This is a genomic window from Streptomyces sp. NPDC057638, assembly GCF_042800315.1.
GTDB lineage: Bacteria > Actinomycetota > Actinomycetes > Streptomycetales > Streptomycetaceae > Streptomyces.
Genome location: NZ_JBHVHF010000132.1, coordinates 1 through 21,202 on the forward strand (window position 1 = coordinate 1; position 21,202 = coordinate 21,202).

The 21,202-nt window shown below is 73.5% G+C and carries 15 protein-coding genes; 4 read left to right on the forward strand and 11 right to left on the reverse strand.

The window, feature by feature from the left end; all coding sequences use genetic code 11:
* Window positions 1-60 precede the first annotated feature (60 nt).
* The 4 genes from ald to ACFVIM_RS18970 form a co-directional block, all read right to left on the reverse strand.
* Complete coding sequence (gene ald, locus ACFVIM_RS18955; RefSeq protein WP_384302608.1) at window positions 61-1,176, reverse strand: alanine dehydrogenase; 1,116 nt, start codon at window positions 1,174-1,176, stop codon at window positions 61-63.
* A gap of 145 nt (window positions 1,177-1,321) precedes the next feature.
* Window positions 1,322-3,553, reverse strand: coding sequence for a tetratricopeptide repeat protein (locus ACFVIM_RS18960; protein WP_384302580.1), 2,232 nt, complete (start codon window positions 3,551-3,553; stop codon window positions 1,322-1,324).
* A 336-nt stretch (window positions 3,554-3,889) separates the two neighbouring features.
* Complete coding sequence (locus tag ACFVIM_RS18965) at window positions 3,890-4,528, reverse strand: NUDIX domain-containing protein (RefSeq protein WP_384302582.1); 639 nt, start codon at window positions 4,526-4,528, stop codon at window positions 3,890-3,892.
* Window positions 4,529-4,647: 119 nt separating this feature from the next.
* Entirely contained in the window at window positions 4,648-6,303 is a 1,656-nt protein-coding gene (locus ACFVIM_RS18970) for a CTP synthase (RefSeq protein ID WP_384302584.1), read from the reverse strand.
* Window positions 6,304-7,416: 1,113 nt separating this feature from the next.
* Between ACFVIM_RS18970 and ACFVIM_RS18975 the strand changes: the two genes are divergently transcribed.
* Both ACFVIM_RS18975 and ACFVIM_RS18980 read left to right on the forward strand, forming a co-directional pair.
* Window positions 7,417-9,219, forward strand: coding sequence for a glycoside hydrolase family 15 protein (locus tag ACFVIM_RS18975; RefSeq protein ID WP_384302586.1), 1,803 nt, complete (start codon window positions 7,417-7,419; stop codon window positions 9,217-9,219).
* Between the two features lie 269 nt (window positions 9,220-9,488).
* Window positions 9,489-11,102, forward strand: coding sequence for a PucR family transcriptional regulator (locus ACFVIM_RS18980; protein ID WP_384302588.1), 1,614 nt, complete (start codon window positions 9,489-9,491; stop codon window positions 11,100-11,102).
* Between the two features lie 12 nt (window positions 11,103-11,114).
* Here the strand turns inward: ACFVIM_RS18980 and ACFVIM_RS18985 are convergent, their stop codons facing one another.
* The 5 genes from ACFVIM_RS18985 to ACFVIM_RS19005 form a co-directional block, all read right to left on the reverse strand.
* Window positions 11,115-12,224 carry a glycosyltransferase family 4 protein gene (locus ACFVIM_RS18985; RefSeq protein ID WP_384302590.1) on the reverse strand — a complete coding sequence of 370 codons (1,110 nt, stop codon included), beginning with the start codon at window positions 12,222-12,224 and terminating at the stop codon, window positions 11,115-11,117.
* Between the two features lie 379 nt (window positions 12,225-12,603).
* On the reverse strand, window positions 12,604-14,364 hold the full coding sequence (gene recN / locus ACFVIM_RS18990; protein WP_384302592.1) for a DNA repair protein RecN: 1,761 nt from the start codon (window positions 14,362-14,364) through the stop codon (window positions 12,604-12,606).
* A 244-nt stretch (window positions 14,365-14,608) separates the two neighbouring features.
* Window positions 14,609-15,529 (reverse strand): NAD kinase, encoded by a 921-nt coding sequence (locus ACFVIM_RS18995; RefSeq protein ID WP_384302594.1) that lies wholly within the window; start codon window positions 15,527-15,529, stop codon window positions 14,609-14,611.
* A complete protein-coding gene (locus ACFVIM_RS19000) occupies window positions 15,526-16,341 on the reverse strand; it encodes a TlyA family RNA methyltransferase (RefSeq protein WP_384302596.1) in 816 nt (271 codons plus the stop codon). The genes ACFVIM_RS18995 and ACFVIM_RS19000 overlap by 4 nt, the downstream gene beginning before the upstream one ends.
* Window positions 16,342-16,348: 7 nt before the next feature.
* Window positions 16,349-16,711: a hypothetical protein gene (locus ACFVIM_RS19005; RefSeq protein ID WP_384302598.1), complete on the reverse strand. Its 363-nt coding sequence runs from the start codon at window positions 16,709-16,711 to the stop codon at window positions 16,349-16,351.
* 378 nt (window positions 16,712-17,089) lie between these two features.
* Here ACFVIM_RS19005 and ACFVIM_RS19010 point away from each other — a divergent pair, with 378 nt between their 5' ends.
* Window positions 17,090-17,437: an SCP2 sterol-binding domain-containing protein gene (locus ACFVIM_RS19010; protein WP_384302600.1), complete on the forward strand. Its 348-nt coding sequence runs from the start codon at window positions 17,090-17,092 to the stop codon at window positions 17,435-17,437.
* A gap of 145 nt (window positions 17,438-17,582) precedes the next feature.
* On the opposite strand, the gene ACFVIM_RS19015 is transcribed toward ACFVIM_RS19010, so the two are convergent.
* Window positions 17,583-18,383 carry an ABC transporter ATP-binding protein gene (locus tag ACFVIM_RS19015; protein WP_384302602.1) on the reverse strand — a complete coding sequence of 267 codons (801 nt, stop codon included), beginning with the start codon at window positions 18,381-18,383 and terminating at the stop codon, window positions 17,583-17,585.
* Window positions 18,384-18,774: 391 nt separating this feature from the next.
* Window positions 18,775-19,815, reverse strand: coding sequence for an HAD hydrolase-like protein (locus ACFVIM_RS19020; RefSeq protein ID WP_384302604.1), 1,041 nt, complete (start codon window positions 19,813-19,815; stop codon window positions 18,775-18,777).
* Between the two features lie 70 nt (window positions 19,816-19,885).
* On the opposite strand from ACFVIM_RS19020, the gene ACFVIM_RS19025 reads away from it, so the two are divergent.
* Complete coding sequence (locus ACFVIM_RS19025) at window positions 19,886-21,166, forward strand: DUF1015 domain-containing protein (RefSeq protein ID WP_384302606.1); 1,281 nt, start codon at window positions 19,886-19,888, stop codon at window positions 21,164-21,166.
* The last annotated feature ends 36 nt before the right edge of the window (window positions 21,167-21,202 follow it).

Here is a 21,202-nt window from a genome sequence, read left to right on the forward strand (position 1 = left end):
GGCTCGTTGTTGACGCCGGGCGTTGACCATCCCGGCGCGCGCGGCCCGTCGGGCGCCGCGTCAGCCGAGGAGCGTGCTCAGCTCGGTGTGGGGCAGACCGTGGGCCTCGGCGACCGGGCCGTAGACGACCTGGCCGTCATGGGTGTTGAGGCCGAGGGCCAGCGCCGGGTCGCGGCGGAGCGCCTCGGTCCAGCCCCGGTTGGCCAGCTCCACGATGTACGGCAGCGTCGCGTTGGTCAGCGCGTAGGTGGAGGTGTGCGGGACGGCGCCGGGCATGTTGGCGACGCAGTAGAAGACCGAGTCGTGCACACGGAAGGTCGGCTCGGCGTGCGTGGTCGGACGCGAGTCCTCGAAGCAGCCGCCCTGGTCGATCGCGATGTCGACAAGAACACTTCCCGGCTTCATCTTGGCGACCAGCTCGTTGGAGACCAGCTTCGGGGCCTTGGCGCCCGGGATGAGCACGGCGCCGATGACGAGGTCGGCCTCGACGACGGCCTTCTCCAGCTCGTAGGCATTGGAGACGATCGTCTGCACCTTGGTGCCGAAGATCTTGTCGGCCTCGCGGAGCTTGTTGATGTCCCGGTCGAGCAGGGTGACGTGGAAGCCCATGCCGACCGCGATCTGGGCGGCGCTCCAGCCGGAGACACCGCCGCCGATCACCACGGCCTTGGCGGCGTGGGTGCCGGGGACGCCACCGGGGAGCACACCGCGGCCACCGGCCGAGCGCATCAGGTGGTAGGCGCCGACCTGCGGGGCCAGCCGGCCGGCCACCTCGGACATCGGGGCGAGCAGCGGGAGCGCGCGGCTGGCGGTCTCGACCGTCTCGTAGGCGATGGCGGTGGTGCCGGACTCCAGCAGGGCGTCGGTGCACTCGCGCGAGGCGGCGAGGTGGAGGTAGGTGAAGAGGGTCTGGTCCTTGCGCAGACGGTGGTACTCCTCCGCGATCGGCTCCTTGACCTTCAGCAGCAGATCGGCGGTGGCCCAGACCTCGTCGGCGGTGGGGAGTATGCGGGCACCGGCGGCGATGTACTCGTCATCCGTGATCGAGGAACCCACACCGGCGTTCCGCTCGATGACGACCTCATGGCCGTGGCGCACCAGCTCGTGCACACCGGCGGGGGTGATCGCCACCCGGAACTCGTTGTTCTTGACCTCGCGGGGGATACCGACCTTCACGTCGATCACGGTCCTTGGCTCAGGGGACAGGGGGGTACTTCTCTATATAAACCGGATGCGAGGGGGCGCACCGGAAGACACCACGGAAATGACGCGGTGAAGCCAGTCTAATGAAGGAGTTCTCGGTGTCTAGCCTTACAAAGCACTAATCTTCGAGCGCAGCGCTACGGATTTCGTAGGCTGGACCCCGCCCAGACCCTCGCTTGAGGTTCACCGGAGTTCCACGCTCGGCGCCCTGGGCACCCCCGGGCCGCCCCGTGGCCGGGCGCCGCGAGGCCCCCGGCGCCCGTACCGGCTCCCCCGGCTCCGCCGCGGCGGGCCCCGTGTACTCGCCCGGGTCCGGCGCCGGCCGCGGGGCCGGGGCCTCCGGTCCGGCCACCTCCGCCAGCAGCCGCTCGGCCGTCGCGCGGTGCAGCGCGGCGGCGGCCGGGTCGCCCAGACGGTCGAGGGTGTCGGCGAGCCGGAGCTGGAGCGCCGCCTGGAGCCGCAGCTCCCCCGCCCGCCGGGCCAGCTCCACCGCCTGGCGGCAGGTGTGCAGGGACTCCTCGGGCCGGCCCGCGTACTCCTGCACCCGGGCCGCCTCGCTCAGCGCCCGCGCCTGGGCGGGGGCGTCACCGACCTTGCGGTATCCGGCGACGGCGGCGCGCCAGCAGCGCAGCGCCTCGCCGTAGCGGCCCGCGTAGGTGTGGGCCGTGCCCAGCCGCCCGTAGAGCCGGGCCTCGTCCGCGCGCTCGCCCCGGGCCAGCCGCTGGGCCAGCGCGCGGCCGTACCAGTCGGCCGCCCGCTGCCAGTCCCCCAGCTCCTGGTGGGCACCGCCGATGGACTCCATGGCCCGGCCGGTGGCGTACGGGTCGCCCGCCGCGCGCCCGGCGTCCAGCGCGGTCCGGTAGCGGCTGAGGGCGGCCTCGGTACGGCCGGTGCCCGCGTCCAGGTCGCCGAGGTTCAGCAGCGCGGCGGCCTCCTCGCGGTGCAGCCCCCGGCGTTCGGCGACCCCGAGGACCAGCAGATGCAGTCCGTAGAGCACGGGCGCGGCGGCCTCGGTACCCCGGTGCGCGGCGAGCGCCCGGACCAGGGCGGCGACCAGGCGGCGCGCCAGCGTGTCCAGCTCGCCGTCCTCCACGGCGACCCGCGCGGCGGCCAGCAGCATCGGCTGCCGGGAGCGCAGCCAGGCGTCGGCGGTGGCGCTGTCCGGGAACCGGACCGTGCCCGGCATCTCCTCCAGCGCGGCGCGGGCGGCGGCGCCATGCTCCTCGGAGCGCGCCTCCGCCACCGCCCGGCACGCCTGGAGCTGGCGTACGGTCCGCTCCAGCATCCGGGCGCGGGCGAGCTGGACCTCGGCGGGCTTGTCGGTGCCCTCCAGCAGCGCGGCGAGCAGGGGGAGCAGGGCGCCGGGAACGCGGTGGCGGCCGCCGCCGTCATGGTGGAGCAGCCCGAGCGCGGTGAAGTTGTCGAGCGCCGTGTGGGCGTCCTGGAGGGAGCATCCGGCGAGCGCGGAGGCGCTCTGGGCGTCGAGGAGCCCGGCCGGGGCGAGCGCGAGCAGCCGCAGCAGCCGGGCGGCGGGCCCCGGCAGGGACTCGTACACCAGCCGGAAGGCGCGGCCGAGCGGCCGGGAGCCCTTGGGCAGCGCCGTGGTGGTGGCGCCGGGCAGGGCCCGGAGCCGTTTGGTGGCGTCCGCGACGGACAGCGAGGGCCGGGCCGCCAGCCACCCCCCGACCAGGACGAGTGCGGCGGGCAGCCCCCCGCACTCCTCGGCCACGGATTCCGCGGCCTGCGGGTCCACGGTGATCCGTACCGACCCGGTGTAGCTGGTCAGCAGCTCGATGGCGGCCTTGGCGTCCATCCCGCCGAGCGTGCAGGGCCGGACGTCGGGGATCCCGGTCAGCGGTCCCGAGGAGACCGCGACGACCAGACAGTCGGGGCTGTCCGGAAGCAGTTCGTCGACCTGTTCGGCGTCGGCCGCGTCGTCCAGCACCACCACGATCCGCCGCCCGGTGAGCGCCCGGCGCACCAGGGAGCTCAGCTCGTCCTCCCCCGCGCCGGGCGGGGAGGGGACGCCGAGGGAGTCCAGGAGGGCGCGGGCGGTCTCGTCGGTGGGCACCCGGCGCCCGGTGGGCTCGCTGAGCCGGGCCCACAGCACGCCGTCGGGATAGCGGGAGGCGACCCGCGCCACCAGCCGCGCGGCGAGCGCCGAGCGCCCGGAGCCGGGTCCTCCGGCGATCAGCAGCACCCGGGCGCGGGCGGCCTTGCGCCCCGCGATCGTGTCCAGGCCGGCCCGCTCGATATCGGCCTCAAGGGACTTCAGCTCCCGCTGCCGACCGTAGAAACGTCCCCGGGACGCCCCGGCCCCGCCGCCCATGTCCACCGCCTGTTCCGCCACGGGCCACGCTCCCGTCCAGTCCGCGCACACGCCGATCCCGGCGGAGAACCCGCACGGGCGTTCCGAGCGTAGTTCACTCTCTGCGACGATCCGTAAGGAGCGTGCCCGGTGGATCACCTGATCGGATCAGTGCGATCTGCTGATCATCGGACCGCCCGCGCTCCGGGCGCGGCCGCGGTATCCCTACGCCGTACCCGTACCCGTACCGGTATCCGTATCCGTAGGGACAGAGGACGGCGGTACGGAGACGGGGAGCCCCGGTCCGCGCGGGACCGGGGCTCCTCGGAGCGCGCCGCGGGCGGGATCCGGTGGGAGCGGGCCCGGAGCGGCCGGTGGTCAGACCTCGAACGGCCGGGCCGGCCAGGGGGCCTCGGCCGGGCGCAGCGCGTCGAAGCCGTCACCCGCGAGCGCGGCGGCCGTCGACAGGGCGCCGACGACCAGGCAGGTGTTGTGCAGCCGCCCGGCGAGCGCGCCCTGGACCAGCTCGGCCAGGGGCACCCGGGCCAGCTCCATGTCGGCCTCCTCGTGGTGCACCGCGTACCGCTCACCCTCGGCGGTCGACAGACCCCGGGCGAGGAAGATCCGTACGGCCTCGTCGCAGCCACCGGGGGTGGTGTAGACGTCGGTGAGCACCCGCCACTCCTCGGCCTTGATGTGCGCCTCCTCGTACAGCTCGCGCTGGGCGGCGTGGAGGGGGTTCTCGCCGGGGACGTCCAGCAGTCCGGCGGGGATCTCCCAGAGCCGCTGGCGCACGGGGTGGCGGTACTGCTTGAGCACCACGACCCGCTGCTCGTCATCGAGGGCGACGACGGCGACCGAACCGGGGTGGACCTGGTAGTCACGGCTGACCTCGGTGCCGTCGGGCATCACGACCCGGTCCGTGCGGACGCTGGTCTTGTTGCCCCGGAACGGTGTCGAGCTGGCGGTGACCCGCCACTCCTCGGCGGTGTCCGCGATGGGCCTTGCCGTGTCCATGAAGTGATCCTCCCGTGTCGCGCACCAATAGAAACCGGTACAGACCAGTAGCAGACAGGAAAAAACCGGGGCACGGCCCTGGTGCGGGCCGTACCCCGGTCAACGGTAACGCTCGTCGATCACTGGGCCGTCTTGCGCTCCACGGCGGCCTTGACCAGCCCCGCGAAGAGCGGGTGCGGGCGGGTCGGGCGCGAGCGCAGCTCCGGGTGGGCCTGGGTGGCCACCAGGTAGGGGTGCACCTCGCGCGGGTACTCGACGTACTCGACCAGCTTGTTGTCCGGGCTGGTGCCCGAGAAGACGATGCCCGCCTTCTTCTCCAGCTCGGCGCGGTAGGCGTTGTTCACCTCGTAGCGGTGACGGTGGCGCTCCTCCACATACGGCTGGTCGTCGTAGACCTCACGGACGATCGAGCCCTCGGCGAGCTTGGCCGGGTAGAGCCCGAGCCGCATGGTGCCGCCGAGGTCACCCGCGCCCTCCACATACGCCAGCTGCTCCTCCATGGTGGAGATCACCGGGTGGGCGGTGGCGGGCTCGAACTCGGTGGAGTTGGCGTCACCGATCCCGGCCAGGTTGCGCGCGGCCTCGATCACGATGCACTGGAGGCCCAGGCAGAGACCGAGCAGCGGGACCTTGTTCTCCCGGGCGTACTGGATGGCGCCGACCTTGCCGCTGACACCACGGTCGCCGAAGCCACCGGGGATGCAGATGGCGTCCACGTCGCCGAGCTGCTTCTTGGCACCGGCCGGGGTCTTGCAGTCGTCGGAGGCGACCCACTTGACCTTGACCCGGGCCCGGTTGGCGAAGCCTCCGGCGCGCAGCGCCTCGGTGACGGAGAGATAGGCGTCGGGGAGGTCGATGTACTTGCCGACCAGGGCGACGGTGACCTCGTGGTCGGGGTTGTGGACCCGGTCCAGGAGGTCGTCCCAGGTGGTCCAGTCCACATCACGGAAGGGCAGGTCCAGCTTGCGGACGACATAGGCGTCCAGGCCCTCGGTGTGGAGCACCTTGGGGATGTCGTAGATCGACTTGGCGTCGATGGCGGCGACCACGGCGGCCTCGTCCACATCGCACATCAGCGAGATCTTGCGCTTGATGGCGATCGGCACGTCACGGTCGGCCCGCAGCACGATGGCGTCGGGCTGGATGCCGATGTTGCGCAGGGCGGCGACCGAGTGCTGGGTGGGCTTGGTCTTCAGCTCACCCGAGGGACCGATGTAGGGCAGCAGCGAGATGTGGACGACGAAGACGTTGTCCCGGCCGACCTCGTGGCGGACCTGGCGGACCGTCTCCAGGAACGGCAGCGACTCGATGTCGCCGACCGTGCCGCCGACCTCGGTGATCACGACATCGACACCGTCGGAGGCCGTGGCCATCCGGCGGATGCGGTGCTTGATCTCGTTGGTGATGTGCGGGATGACCTGCACGGTGTCACCGAGGTACTCACCACGCCGCTCCTTGGCGATCACCTGGGAGTAGACCTGGCCGGTGGTGACGTTGGCCGAGCCGTCGAGGTCGACGTCGAGGAAGCGCTCGTAGTGACCGATGTCGAGGTCGGTCTCGGCGCCGTCGTTGGTGACGAAGACCTCACCGTGCTGGAACGGGTTCATCGTCCCGGGGTCGACGTTCAGATACGGGTCGAGCTTCTGCATCGTGACCCGCAGGCCCCGTGCCTTCAGCAGCGCACCCAGGCTGGAGGCCGTCAGGCCCTTGCCGAGGGAGGAGGCGACACCCCCGGTGACGAAGATGTGCTTGGTCGTCATGGATTTGGGCGGCATCGCCAAGAGGGGGCTCCCGTGGTCGCGAGGGTGGTGTGCGTTCCGGCGTCCCTCCCGGGGATTCCGGGGGTGCCGTCGCTGCGGTCGCGGGGCGCCTGCCGAGTGCAGGCTGGCCACCGGTCCACGGGGTACCAGGGTATCAGCGCCCGGCTGTCATCGCTCCCGCCGACGCCGTGCCCCGCCGACGACTCCGTCGGCGCGGGCCGCGCGGGCCACGCTCCCGGGCGGCCCGGTCCCACCGTCGTGGCGGCCCGCGCCCGGAGCGGAGCCCCGCGCCCACGGGCACGGACGGGCCGCTCCCCCGGGCGCGGCCCGGGAGAGCCGGGCCGTCCGTGCCCGTGACGGCTCGGGGGGACGTGGCGCGCGGCCCGGCGTGGCCTCCGGCCGGTCGCCGCGCTCCCCCGGCGCGGACGGGGAGCGCGCGCCGTGGACCGCGCCCCCTGATCGAAACCCGGCGGACCGCCATGGACCGCGCCCCGAGGTGAGTCCGGCGGACCGCACGCGCCTCCGTCTGAACCCGGGCAGCCGCGGACACGTGCTCCCGGGCAGGAGCTACGGGGACACACAGCGGCGGCGGCACGGAGAGACACAGCGGCCGAGGACATACGGCGCGGCGGAGGCGCGGAGGGACACAGCGACAGAGGCGAGCGCCCGGGGCGCACAGCGGCCGGGGGCACACGGCGGAGGTGACGCGTGGACCACGGGACAACGCCCGGGGCGCACCTGGGCGCGCGCCTCTTGGACCAGACCACCCCGTGTGGACGCCCCACCCAGGTCGCGAGCACGGCGATCATGCCCGCTCGGGGCCGAAACCCACGCCTAAAAGCACCGCTATTCGGCCATCACTCGTCGCTCACTCGTTCGGCGCAGCCATGTTGCCGCGACCGCCACGCGGATCTCCGTCGTGCGTCGTATTCTGCTCGGACACTCGCTAATGCCGAGCAGGGAACAAGGGCGTGCGCGGCGCAACGGGCGGGGTAGCGATGGGCGACAGTCGCGTCAGGCCAAAAGCGACATCCGAGACTTCGCCCCGGAATCCCGGGTTCGTCAACGACCCTTGACCGGAGTAAGCGCCCCGCGGGGCGGACATTGGCCGTTCGACTGGAGATGCACGTGGCCGGGCGCATCGAGGATTACGCACTCATCGGGGATATGCAGACCGCCGCACTGGTCTGCCGGGATGGCACCGTCGACTGGCTGTGCCTGCCGCGCTTCGACTCGCACGCCGTCTTCGCCGGGCTGCTCGGAACCGAGGAGCACGGTTTCTGGAGACTGGGACCCGCCCACGCCGGGCACGAGGAGCCGCCCACGGCCCATCGGCGCCGGTACCGGGGGGACTCCCTGATCCTGGAGTCGGAGTGGGACACACCGCGCGGCACGGTCCGGGTGGTGGACTTCATGCCGCCGCGTGACGGCGCACCCCAGCTCATCCGGATCGTGGAGGGCGTCAGCGGCCGGGTGCCGATGCGCTCCGCGCTGCGGATGCGCTTCTCGTACGGGCGGGTCGTCCCCTGGGTCCACAAGGTCGACACCCGTACCGTGGCGGTCGCCGGACCCGACTCGGTCTGGTTGGACACCGAGGCGGAGACCTACGGCAAGGACCTGACCACCTACGCCGACTTCACCGTCGCGCCGGGGGACCGTATCGCCTTCACCATCAGCTGGCAGCCCTCCCACCACCAGCCGCCCGCGCTGCCGGAGCCCGAGGCGTCGCTGGAGGCGACCGAGGACTTCTGGCGCGAGTGGGTCGACCACTGTACGTACCACGGCCCCTACCGTGAGGCCGTGATCCGCTCCCTGATCACGCTGAAGGCGCTCACCTACGCGCCCACCGGGGGGATCGTCGCCGCCCCCACCACCTCGCTCCCCGAGGAGATCGGCGGCGTACGGAACTGGGACTACCGCTACACCTGGCTGCGGGACGCCGCCATCACCCTCTCCTCCCTGCTGCGCACCGGCTACCGCGAGGAGGCCCGCTCCTGGCGGGAGTGGCTGCTGCGCGCGGTCGCGGGCGACCCGGAGAACCTCCAGATCATGTACGGCATCGCGGGCGAGCGCGAACTGGGCGAGGCCGAGCTGGACTGGCTCCCCGGGTACGAGGACTCCGTCCCCGTCCGCGTCGGCAACGGCGCCGCCCACCAGCTCCAGCTCGATGTCTACGGCGAGACCATCGAGGCCCTGCACCTGGCCCATATGACCGGCCTCGCCCGCAATGACTACGCCTCCCTGCTCCAGCTCAAGCTGATCCGCTATCTGGAGGACCACTGGAACGAGCCGGACGAGGGCATCTGGGAGGTGCGCGGCCCGCGCCGCCACTTCGTCCACTCCAAGGTGATGGCCTGGGTCGCCGTCGACCGGACCATCAAGCTGATCGAGTCCGGCGACGCCGACGGCCCGCTGGAGCGCTGGCGGACCCTGCGCGACGACATCCACCGCGATGTCTGCGAGAAGGGGTACGACCGGGAGCGCAACACCTTCACCCAGTCCTACGGCTCCAAGGAGCTGGACGCCTCCCTGCTGCTCATCCCGCAGATGGGCTTCCTGCCCCCGGACGACAAGCGGGTCATCGGCACCATCGAGGCGATCCAGCGCGAGTTGTCCACCGAGGACGGCTTCATCCTGCGCTATCCGACCGCCGGGGAGCACGCGGGCGTCGACGGACTGGAGGGCGACGAGGGCGCCTTCCTCGCCTGCTCGTTCTGGATGGCGGACGACCTCGCGATGATCGGCCGGGTCGACGAGGCCCGCAAGCTCTTCGAGAAGCTGCTGGCCCTCCGTAATGACCTGGGGCTGCTCGCCGAGGAGTGGGACTCCAAGCTCCAGCGCCAGGTGGGCAACTTCCCGCAGGCGTTCAGCCATGTGCCGCTGATCGACACGGCCCTGCGGCTCACCGCCTCGGGCGCCTACGGCGGTTAGGGAGCCCGCCAGGGTCCCCAGGAGACGACCTGGCTCCGGCCCCGCCGAACCCGGTCATGACGGCCCCGGTCCCATCCCCGTACCCGGGTGGGACCGGGGCCGTCCGTCGTCCACGGACCAGCCACGGAATCCAGCACCCCGTATCCGTACCCGTACGGAAAGAATCGCCCGGTTTCGTCGGGGCTCGCCCGGCACTGTCGGCTTTGGGCACCAGCGGGTAGCGTCCAGAGCTCCGTACCGTACGACCGAGAGCACGAGGCGACAGTTCCGTGGAGAGCCAGGGCGAGCCGCAGGGCGGCATCACCGTACGACGGGCGCTGGAACTGCCCGCACTCCGTTCCGGGCTGCCGGAGGTCGTCGTCGGGGCCGACCGGCTCCAGCGGACCGTGCGCTGGGTCCACGCGGGCGAGGTCCCGCATATCGCCTCCCTCCTCAAGGGCGGCGAACTGCTGCTGACCACCGGCCTCGGCCTGGGCTCCCGCCCGGCCGAGCAGCGGGCCTTCGTCCGGCGGCTGGCGGAACGGGGCATCGCCGCGCTGGTGGTGGAGCTGGGCCCGCGGCTGGGACGGCTGCCCGCCGCGATCGTGGACAGCGCCCGCGCCGCCGGTCTCCCCCTGGTCCAGCTCCATCGCGAGGTGCCGTTCGTCTCCGTCACCGAGGAGATCCACACCGAGATCGTCAACGGCCACTACACGCTGCTGCGCCGCGCGGAGGACGTCCACCGGCGCTGTACCCGGGAGCTGCTCGGCGGCGGCGGGATCCCCCGGGTGCTGGGCATCCTGGCGGAGTTCACCGGCAACCCGGTCTTCCTGGAGTCCGCCGAGGGACGGCTGCTCTACGCGGCGGGCCCCGGCCCCGGCGGGGACGGCGGCGCCGATCCGCTCCAGGTCTGGGAGGGGCTGCGGGGGCAGCGGAGCGTACGGGAGTCCCCACCGGCCGGTACCGTCCTGGTCCCGGTGCCCGGCGGCGGGGGCGGCGCCTCCGACCGGGCCGTCCTGGTGCTCTCCGCCGTCACCGCGCCCCCGCTGCCGGTGCACCGGATGGCGGCCGAGCGGGCGGCCGGGCTGCTGGCGGTGGTGCTGATGCAGGCCCGTCAGGAGGAGGAGCTGGCCGCGCGGGGCCGTGGTGACTTCCTGACCGATCTCGCCGAGGACCGGGTCGCCGCCGGGGACGCGCCCGCCCAGGCCCGGGTGCTGGGCTTCCGGCCCGGCGACGGACCCCTGCTGCCGGTCGTGATGCGGCTGGACGCGCCGCCGGGAGCCTGGCCCGCCCTCGCCCACGCGGTACAGGAGGAGTTGTCCGGTGTCGGCGTCCCGGCGCTGCTGGGCGTCCGCCCGGTGGAGGGCCGGGTGCCGCTGCTGCTCGGGCTCCGCTCGGCCGCCGAGCGCGCCACCGTCGCCGACCGGGTCGCCACCGCCCTGCGCACGGGCGCCGAACGCGCGGGCCTGGACCGGCCGGTGGTCGTCATCGGCATCCCCGGCGGCTGGGAGCGGATGCCCGCCGCGCTGCGGCACGCCGCCGACACGGCGACGGCCGCGCGGGGCCTGCCCGACCGCCCCTGGTACGACGCCCGGCGCCTGGACACCGAACTCCTGCTCTGGCGGCTGCGCGACCACCCCGATCTGGCGGCGTTCGTCGACCGCGCCCTCGGCCCGCTGCGCGACCACGACGCCACCGCCCGGCCCCCGCTGCTGCCGACCCTGGAGAGCTATCTGACCCATGCGGGCCGCAAGGCGGAGACCGCCCGTGAGCTGCACCTCAACCGCCAGACCCTCTACAACCGGCTGGCCCGGATCTCGGAGCTGGTGGGCGCGGACCTGGACGATCCCCAGGTGGTACTGACGCTGAGCCTGGCGCTGCGGGCGCGCCGCCATGTGGGCTGATCCCCCGGAAGCTCATCCCCGGGGGAACCGGGCCGCGACCTCGTCATAGACGCTCAGCACATGGGCGACGGTCTCGTCCTCCGTCTGCCAGCGGTCGGCCTGGGCCCGGCCCGCCCGGACCAGCGCGTCCCGGCGCCCGGGATCGGCCAGCAGCCCCGAGACGGCCCCGGCGAGGGCGTCGGCGTCACCGTACGGGATCAGCTCGGCCGCGTCCCCGACGAGTTCGGGGACCCCGCCGACGGCCGTGGCCACCAGGGGCACCCCCAGCCGGAGCGCCTCCTGGGCCAGCAGCGAGCGGGCCTCCCAGCGGCTGGTGAGCACCGCGACATCGGCGGCGGCGAGAAGGTCGAGGACGTCCTCACGGCTGCCGAGCAGCCGGACCGGCAGATCGTCGGCGGCGATCCGCAGCCGTAGCGCCGCACGCTCGGGCCCCTCCCCCGCGATGACCACCAGCGGCGTGGGCTCCAGCGCCCGCCACGCGGCGGAGGCGGTGAGCAGGGTGTCGTACCCCCGGCCGGGGACCAGGCTGCCGACGGCCATCACCATCGGACGGTCGAGCAGACCGAGTTCCGCGCGGGTCTTGCCGCCGTCGGCGCGGTCCGGTTCCGGCCGGGTACGCGAGCGGGGGAGGGCGACCGGGGCGAGCCGGGCGTCCCGGGCGCCGTGGTGGCGGGCCCGGTCGACCAGTTCCGAGCAGGTCCCCAGCACCACCGCCGCCGACCGGGCGGCCCCGCGCTCCAGCAGCCCCAGCAGCCGCCCCCGGACACCCGTCGCCGGGGCGCCGGTGTGCCAGGTGACGACCAGGGGGATCCGCGTGCCGCGGAGGGCGACGGCGGCCCAGGCGGCCGTGTAGGGACCGTGGACATGGACGAGGTCGGCGCCGGAGCAGGCGCGGCGGAGCGCGTGGACGGCCCGGGGATCACCGCGCGGGGGCACCGGCGCGAACCGCACCCCGGTGCCGGGGAGGTCGGGGAGGTCACGGAAGAGCGGCGCCAGCCTGGCGGGAGCGCAGACGCTCACCGCCACCCCCCGCGCGGCCAGCCCGTCCGCCAGCCATCTGACGTGCGCGCCGCCGCCCACGCCGCCGTCGCCCAGGACTTGGACCGTACGAAGCTGTGCCACCCGCCAAGGATGCCAGTCCGTACGCGCGTTCCGGGACCGGCTCCCCCCGGGGCCCCGGGCACCGGCTCCCCGCTATCACCCACACGGGTGAGCGGTGCGACCGGAGGACGGGCCCGTACCGGGCCGGACGGCACGGGCACGGGCATCCGATCGCGGGCGGCGACTCCCGGGCGGGAGAGCCGTCAGCCCGCTGACCGGCCCGACCCCACCGGCCCCGGGCGGGGCCGGGGATCCCGTGGCCGCCGCGCGGAGACCGTGAGGAGCGAGCGAACGGGCACGTCCGCCCCAGGAGCGGAACCGGGGAAGCGGACCCGGGGGAGGCGGAACCGCTCACCCACATATCGCCCGGCGATCAGTCGCCGGTCAGCGGATCCGCCGCTCAGATGTCGGCGCGCGCGGTCGCCAGCAGTTCCTCGGCATGAGCACGGGCGGTCTCGGAGTCCTCCTGGCCCGCGAGCATCCGCGACAGCTCGCGCACCCGGTCCTCGCCTTCCAGGACGGTGACACCGCTGCGCGTCACCGAGCCGTCGTTGGTCTTCTCCACCAGCAGCTGACGGTCGGCGAAGGCCGCCACCTGCGGCAGATGGGTCACGACGACGACCTGCGCGGTCCTGGCCAGCTTCGCCAGCCGGCGGCCGATCTCGACGGCCGCCTTGCCGCCGACTCCGGCGTCCACCTCGTCGAAGAGATAGGTCGGCACGGGGTCGGTCCCGGCGAAGACCACCTCCACCGCGAGCATCACCCGCGACAGCTCACCGCCCGAGGCGCCCTTGGCGATGGGCCGGGGCGGCGCCCCCGGGTGGGGGGCGAGGAGCAGTTCGACCTCATCGGCTCCGTACGGTCCGTACGCCACCGCGCGGCCACCGACCTCCACGCCCTCGGCCGCGTCCGCGCACTCGCTCTGGCCGACCGCGAACGTGACCCGCGCGTGCGGCATCGCCAGCGAGGCCAGCTCGGCGGTGACGGCGGCGGCGAACCGGGCCGCCGCCTCGGTACGGGCCTCGGTCAGGGTCTGCGCGAGGACGGAGAGCTCCCCGCGCAACGCGTCCCGCTCGCGCTCCAGCTCGCCGATGCGCTCGTCGTCCCCGTCGAGTTCGGTGAGCCGGGCGGCACCGTGCTCGGCCCAGGCCAGGACGCCCTCGACGCCACGGTCACCGTCTCCGTACTTGCGGATCAGCAGCGACAGGGCGGCCCGGCGCTCCTCCACGGCTGACAGCCGCCGCGGATCCGCGTCGAGGTGGTCGGCGTAACCGGCGAGATCGCCGGAGACATCCGCGAGCAGGATGGCGATCTCGCCCATCCGGTCGGCGAGCACGGCGAGCGCGGGATCGTGGCCGCGCACCGACTCCAGCGCCCGGGTGGCCCCGGCGACCAGGGTGGTCGCGGCGATGTCCTCGGGGGACTCGGGGTGGCCCGCCAGCGTCGTGTGGGCCACCGAGGCGGCGGAGGCCAGCGCCTCCGCGTGGCCGAGGCGTTCGGCCTCGGCCGCCAGCTCCACGTCCTCACCGGCCTTGGGCTCGACGGCGGCGATCTCGTCCAGGCCGAAGCGCAGCAGATCGGCCTCCTGGGCGCGTTCGCGGGCCCGGGTGGTCAGCTCCTCCAGGTGGACGGCGACGGCGCGCAGCCCGCGGTAGGCGCTCGCGTAGTCGGAGAGCGGGCCGCTGACGGCCGTGCCCGCGTACCGGTCGAGGGCCTCGCGCTGGCGCGCCGGGCGCAGCAGGCCCTGCTGGTCGGTCTGGCCGTGGACGGCGACGAGGTCGTCGGCGAGTTCGGCGAGGACACCGACCGGCACGGACCGCCCGCCCAGATGGGCCCGGGAGCGGCCCTCGGCCGACACGGTCCTGCTGATGAGCAGGGCGCCGTCATCGAGTTCGGCCCCGGCCTCCTCGGCCCGTACGGCGGCGGGCGCCCCGGCGCGCACCCCGATCCGGCCCTCCACCACCGCCGACCGGGCGCCGATCCGCACCAGGGCCGGGTCGGCCCGTCCGCCGAGCAGCAGCCCGAGGCTGGTGACGACCATGGTCTTGCCCGCGCCTGTCTCACCCGTCACCGCGGTGAAACCGGGCGACAGCTCGACGACCGCGTCGTCGATGACGCCGAGCGACCGTATCCTCATCTCCTCCAACACGGACACGACCATACGAGGTTTCGCCTCGGCGGCGCGACGCAGACCCACCCCTCGCACGCGCGTGCCGGGGCCGGAACGGACGTACGCCGGTCCTGGGGCGGCCGTCCGCGCGGCGGTGGTGGGCCGGAAACCGGCGTACGCGGGGCCCGCGCGCCGCACACGTGCACGACTGCGGGAGGACCGGACACACCGGTACGGCACGCGTACGGGAGGACCGGGCCCTCACACCGCGGTCAGGGCCCGCCTCCCGTTCGCCTCAGCGCTGGGGCGGCGCGCCCCGCCACCCCGAGATGGGCAGCGCGAACTTCGCCACCAGCCGGTCGGTGAACGAGGCGTGGTGCAGCCGCGCCAGCCGGACCGGGACCGCTCCCCTGCGGACCTCCACCCGGGCCCCGGGCGGCAGCTCCACCGTCCGGCGGCCGTCGCACCAGAGCACCCCGTGGGGGGTGTGCGGCTGGATCTCCACGGCGAGCACCGAGGTCGGCGCGGTCACCAGCGGCTTGGCGAAGAGGGCGTGGGCGCTGATCGGGACCATCAGCAACGCCTCCACCTCGGGCCAGACCACCGGCCCGCCCGCCGAGAACGCGTACGCCGTCGACCCGGTCGGGGTGGCGCAGACGATCCCGTCACAGCCGAACGCCGTCACCGGGCGGCCGTCGATCTCCAGCACCGCCTCCAGCATGCGCTCGGGCGAGACCTTCTGGACCGCGGCCTCGTTGAGAGCCCAGTCGCGGTGGACGATATCGCCGTTGCTGTGCACGACGACGTCGATGGTCATCCGCTCCTCGACCTCGTAGGCGCGGGTGACGACCCGGTCGACGACCTTGTCGAGGTCGTCGCGCTCGGCCTCGGCGAGAAAGCCGACCCGCCCCAGGTTGACCCCGAGCATCGGCACCCCCGAGGCCCGTGCGAACTCGGCGCCCCGCAACAGGGTCCCGTCGCCCCCGAGGACCACCAGCAGTTCGCAGCCCTCCAGGGCGCCGGGGGTCGCCCCCGTCACGGTCTCGACCGACGGCGGGAGCGGCAGGTCCTGCGCCTCGGCGGCGAGGACGCGCACCCGCACGCCACTGCGGAGCAGCCCTTGCACCACCAGCTCGGCGCTGCGGATCGCCGCAGGCCGCCCGGTGTGCGCGAGCAGGAAGACGGTGCGCGCTGGTGTCGCTGCTGGTGTGGTCAACGAGGTCCCTCCGCCACTGCACGATCGACATCCGCCAGGTCCAGCTCGGGGGCCCCGGAGCGCAGCCAGAGGAAGTACTCGACGTTCCCCGACGGGCCGGGCAGTGGGCTGGCGGTGACGCCCAGCACGCCCAGACCGAGCTCAGCGGCCTGCCGGGCCACGGTCCGCACCGCTTCCTTGCGCAGCTCGGTGCTGCGCACGACGCCCCCGCTCCCCAGTCTCTCCTTACCCACTTCGAACTGAGGTTTGACCATCAGCACCAGATCGGCATCCGGCCGGGCACAGCGCACCAGCGCGGGCAGCACCAGCCCCAGCGGAATGAAGGAGAGGTCGCCCACCACCAGGTCCACCGGCTCACCGTCAAGGGCCTCCACGGTCAGCTCGCGGACATTGGTGCGGTCCTTGACGGTGACCCGGTCATCGCTCTGGAGGGACCACGCCAGCTGGCCGTAGCCGACGTCGACGGCCATGACGTGCGCGGCGCCCGAGCGCAGCAGGACATCGGTGAACCCACCGGTCGAGGCCCCGGCATCCAGCGCCCGCCGTCCCTCGACCCGCAGTCCGAGCGGTACGAAGGCGGCGAGCGCGCCGGCGAGCTTGTGCCCGCCGCGCGAGACGTAGTCGGGATCGCCGTCGTCGGCGGTGACGACGATCGCCGCGCTGGTCTCCACCTGGGTCGCGGGCTTGGTCGCGACGGCGCCGCCGACGGTCACCCGCCCCGCGGCGATCAGCTGGCTGGCGTGCTCGCGCGAGCGCGCGAGGCTCCTGCGTACCAGCTCGGCGTCGAGGCGGCGGCGGGCGGCTCCTGCCACGTTCGGTTCATCTCCTGTGGTCGTACGAGGGCCCGCGCCCCGGTGGTACGGGGGCGGGCGCGGATCCCGGTCGGGCGTCGAGCGCGGTCAGTGCGTCGCGCAACCCCCGGTGTACATCCTCGTACACCTCCAGATGCCCCTCGGCAGGGAGGTGGTCGACATCGGCGAGCCGCTCCAGCAGGGCGTCGACGGCGGGGTCCCGGGTGAGGCGGCGTTCGACACCGAGCGGAGCGGGGGCGCCGGGGTCGCTGGACGCGGCGGATACGGCGGATTCCCCAGGTGGAGTGTCGGAACGGGCGCCGGGGACGGTGTCGGGGCGGGCGCCGGGCGCGTCCGGACGGCCGGAACCGGGGACCACGGGGCCGGGCACCGCGTCACCGCCCGGTTCACGGCGGGCCTCCGGAACCGCTGACTCCGGAGCGGACGGCTTCGGAGCGGACGGCTTCGGAGCGGACGGCTTCGGAACCGCTGACTCCGGAGCGACGGCCTCGGGAGCGGACGGTTTCGGAGCGACGACCTCCGGAGCGGCGGCGGAAGGCGGGGCGGGACTCAAGGCGACACGTCCATCGCTCCCATCCCTCCGGGAGACCTCTCCGCTCTCACTGGCCCCTGTCGTCGCAGTAATCCCCCTGGTCTCGACAACCTCACCGTCAAATCCGGACAGACTGGTTGAGACTCCCTCGCCCCCCGGCTTCGCATCACTCATGCGCTGACGCTACCCCGAAGCCCTGCGGTACGGTCGGTCACGATGGCGACAGCAGAAGAGTGCCGCGACGCGCTCACCAGACTCTCCGACAACCTCACCGGCGCGAACGACGACGTGCGAGGTGCGGCGGCGCTCGACCGGTCCCTCAGTTGCCACATCAAGGACTTGGACCTCACCTTCACCGGCCGACTGCGGGAGGGCCGGATCGAGGTGGCCGACAGCCATCCTGGCCCACCGCGCGACAAGGCGCAGATACGGCTGGCGATGACCGGTGACGACCTCGTGGCGATGGTCGACGGCGAGCTGAACTTCGCCAAGGCGTGGGGAGCGGGCCGGGTGCGGCTGGAGGCCGGATTCCGCGATCTGCTCCGGTTGCGCGCCCTGCTCTGAGCCCGGCTCCGACCGGCCGGCCCCTCCCTGCCCCGGGCCACCCCCGGCATACCGGCTCGACCACCCGTACTCCATCGAGACATCGCGGCGCCGGGGCATCGCGGCATCAGGACCAGCGCGCCGCCGAGGCGCCCGGAACCGAGGCTCAGCGCCCCGCCCCCGCCCGCCGCCGCGCCACCGGCACCACCAGCGGCGTCCCCGACTCAGGGTCCTCGATGACCTGGCTGCGCACACCGAAGACCCGCTCCACCAGCTCGGCGGTGACGACCTCCGACGGCGCGCCCTCGGCGACGACCTTGCCCCCGTGCAGGGCGATGAGATGGCTGGCGTAGCGGGCGGCCTGGTTGAGATCGTGCAGGACGGCGACCAGGGTGCGCCCCTGGTTCTCGTGCAACTCGGCGCACAGGTCGAGCACGTCGATCTGGTGCTGGATATCGAGGAAGGTCGTCGGCTCGTCCAGCAACAGCAACGGCGTCTGCTGCGCCAGCGCCATGGCGATCCACACCCGCTGCCGCTGCCCGCCGGACAGCTCGTCCACCGAGCGCTCGGCCAGTTCGCCCACACCGGTCGCGTCCATGGACTCGCGTACGATCCGCTCGTCCTCCGGCGACCACTGCCGCAGCAGTCCCTGGTGCGGATAGCGGCCACGCGCCACGAGATCGGCGACGGTGATCCCGTCCGGCGCGATCGACGTCTGCGGCAGCAGCCCGAGCGTCTTCGCGACCTTCCTCGCGGGCATGGCGTGGATCGCCCGCCCGTCGAGCAGCACCCGCCCCCGGGTCGGCTTGAGCATCCGTGACAGGGCCCGCAGCAGGGTGGACTTGCCGCAGGCGTTGGGGCCGACGATCACCGTGAAGGAGTGGTCGGGGATCTCCACCGACAGGTTCTCGGCGATGATCCGCTGGTCATAGCCGAGAGTGACCGATTCCGCGGTGAGGCGCTGCATGGTGCTGGTTCTCCTGGGTCGCTGGCTCCCGGCCGACGGGGCCGGCCGCCCTCGTTCCCGTACGCCTCCATCCACCCCGGCGCACAGGTTAGGTAACCCTACCTTCTATGCCTTCGGGGCCTCCGGGCTCCTACAGACCCAGGGTGCCGCGCGGGGATCCGGCTGGGTCGGGGGGCGAGGCCGGTGCCGGGGCCGCCAGGCCCGAAGGGCGGCCCCCATACCCGCCAGGCGCGACTCGGGACGCCTCCGTACGACCAGGCCCGGAGCGAACCGACGCCCGCACCGACACACGCTGGGGCCCGCACCGGGGCCACAGGGGACACTCCCCCGACTTCACGGGGGCACCCCCACCCCGGCCCGCCGCAGGGCCCAGAAGTGGGGGCACCCGAGCCTAGGCCATTCCGACAGTCCCCAGCCGCGACAGCGCCTTCCCCGCGTCCAGCGCACAGGCCCCGTCGCCCGCCGCCGACCAGGCCGCCCCGCACAGCGCCCGTACCCCGTCCAAGGAGTCCCCGTCGCCGGCCAGGGTCAGTTCCCCGTCCCGCGCCGACGCCGTCCAGCCGCCACAGAGCGACGCCCCGTCCTCGACCCGTACCTCCGGCTGCCCGGTCAGCATCCCGCGCAGATCCGCGTCCACGAAGGTCGGCCGGTGCCGCGGCGGCGCGGCCAGCAGGGTCGCCACATCCGTGACGCCGGTCAGCACCAGCAGCGAGTCGACCCCACCGTTGATGGCGCCCTCGATATCGGTGTCCAGCCGGTCCCCCACCACCAGCGGGCGCCGGGCCCCGGTCCGGAGAATCGTTTCGCGGTGCATCGGCGGCAGCGGCTTGCCCGCCACCCTCGGCTCGGCGCCCGTCGCGATCCGCACCACCTCCACGGCGGCACCATTGCCCGGCGCGATCCCCCGGGCGCTGGGAATCGTCAGATCCGTGTTGGAGGCGAACCACGGCACGCCCCGCGCGATGGCGTAACAGGCCTCGGCGAACCGCCCCCATGCCAGGTCGGGCCCGCCGTACCCCTGCACCACGGCCGCCGGGTCGTCCTCCGCGGACTCCACGGGCACCAGCCCCCGCTCCCGCAGCGCGACCCGCAGCCCCTCCCCGCCGACCACCAGGACCCGCGACCCGGCGGGCACCGTCTCGGCGATCAGCCGGGCGACCGCCTGCGCGGAGTTGATGACATCGGCCGGGTCGGTGGGCACCCCCAGCTCGGTGATGTGCCCGGCCACCACCTCCGGCGGCCGCAGCGCGTTGTTTGTCACGTACGCCAGCCGCATCCCGCCGTCGCGCGCCGCGAGCAAGGACTCCACGGCGTACGCGATGGCCTCACCGCCCGCGTACACCACACCGTCCAGATCCAGCAGCGCGGTGTCGTACGCCTCGCTCAGCGCCGTCGCGCTCGCCTCCGGCCGGGTCCTGCTCCGCTGGCTCATCCGTCCTGCCCCTCGATCGGTGTCACTCCCCCGATCATCACCCATCCCCGGCCCCACTTACGATGCTCGGATGAATACCGACGGTAGGAAGGCCCATGACGGTCTGCGACTGATCCCCTTCCGTGGACTGCGGTACGTCCCCGAACGGGTCGGCTCACTCGCCGCCGTGACCTCGCCCCCGTACGACGTCGTGGTCAGGCCGGACGGGCTGCACCACCTGGAGTCCGCCGATCCGTACAACATCGTCCGGCTGATCCTCCCCCAGGCGAGCACCCCCGGCGAACGCCACCGCAAGGCCGCCGACACCCTCGCCCGCTGGCTCTCCGACGGCGTCCTCGCCGCCGATCCGGAACCCGCCCTCTATGTGTACGAGCAGCGGCGCGACGACATGCTCCAGCGCGGGATCATCGGCGCGCTCGCGCTCTCCGAACCCTCGGAGGGCGCCGTACTGCCCCACGAGGACGTGATGGCGGACATCGTCGCCGACCGCGCCGCCCTGATGCGCACCACGGACGCCAACCTCGAACCACTTCTGTTCACCTACCGGAGCATGGGCGAACCCACCGGCGTGAGCGCCGTCATCGACCGGACCGTCGAGCGCCCGCCGCTGCTCGCCACCACCACCGAGGACGGCTTCCGCCACCGGCTCTGGTCCCTCACCGACCCCGCCGAACTCGACCAGGTCGCCGCCGATCTGACCGACCGCCAGGCCCTGATCGCCGATGGTCACCACCGCTGGGCGACCTATCTGCGACTGCGCTCCGAGCACACCGCGCCCGGACCGTGGAACTACGGACTGGTCCTGCTCGTCGACACCGCCCGCTATCCGCTGCGGGTCCGCGCGATCCACCGGCTGCTCCACCGGCTCCCCGTCCGTGACGCGCTGGCGGCGCTCGGCGGCGCGTTCCGGGTGCGCCGTCTCGATCTGGCGCTGCCCGAGGCACTGGAGGAACTGGCCGCCGCGGCGGCCGGGTCCAACGCCTTCCTGCTCGCGGGGGACGGCTCGTTCCATCTGCTCGACCGCCCCAGTCCTGAGCTGCTCTCCCGTACCGTCCGGCCGGACCGCCCCGAGGCATGGCGGACCCTGGACGCGACCGTCCTGCACTCGACCCTGCTGGACCATGTCTGGCGCGTCCCCGACACCCCGGACCAGATCGCGTACATCCATGACACCGCCGCCGCGGTCGCCAAGGCGGAACGCGACGGCGGTACGGCGGTGCTGATGCATCCGGTCCATGAAGAGGTCGTACGGGAACTGGCGCGCAAGGGCGTGACCATGCCCCGCAAGTCCACGTCCTTCGGGCCCAAGCCCGCGACCGGCCTGGTGCTGCGCAGCCTGACACTGGAATAAGTAAGGGGCGCTCCCTATGAAGGAGCGCCCCTTACC

Coding starts and splice junctions, on each gene's coding strand:
- ACFVIM_RS18970 (WP_384302584.1), bottom strand. CDS start 6,303: ATGCCGCCCAAATCCATGACGACCAAGCACATCTTCGTCACCGGGGGT.
- ACFVIM_RS18965 (WP_384302582.1), bottom strand. CDS start 4,528: ATGGACACGGCAAGGCCCATCGCGGACACCGCCGAGGAGTGGCGGGTC.
- ACFVIM_RS19010 (WP_384302600.1), top strand. CDS start 17,090: ATGGCGACAGCAGAAGAGTGCCGCGACGCGCTCACCAGACTCTCCGAC.
- recN (WP_384302592.1), bottom strand. CDS start 14,364: ATGGTCGTGTCCGTGTTGGAGGAGATGAGGATACGGTCGCTCGGCGTC.
- ACFVIM_RS19020 (WP_384302604.1), bottom strand. CDS start 19,815: ATGAGCCAGCGGAGCAGGACCCGGCCGGAGGCGAGCGCGACGGCGCTG.
- ACFVIM_RS19015 (WP_384302602.1), bottom strand. CDS start 18,383: ATGCAGCGCCTCACCGCGGAATCGGTCACTCTCGGCTATGACCAGCGG.
- ACFVIM_RS19025 (WP_384302606.1), top strand. CDS start 19,886: ATGAATACCGACGGTAGGAAGGCCCATGACGGTCTGCGACTGATCCCC.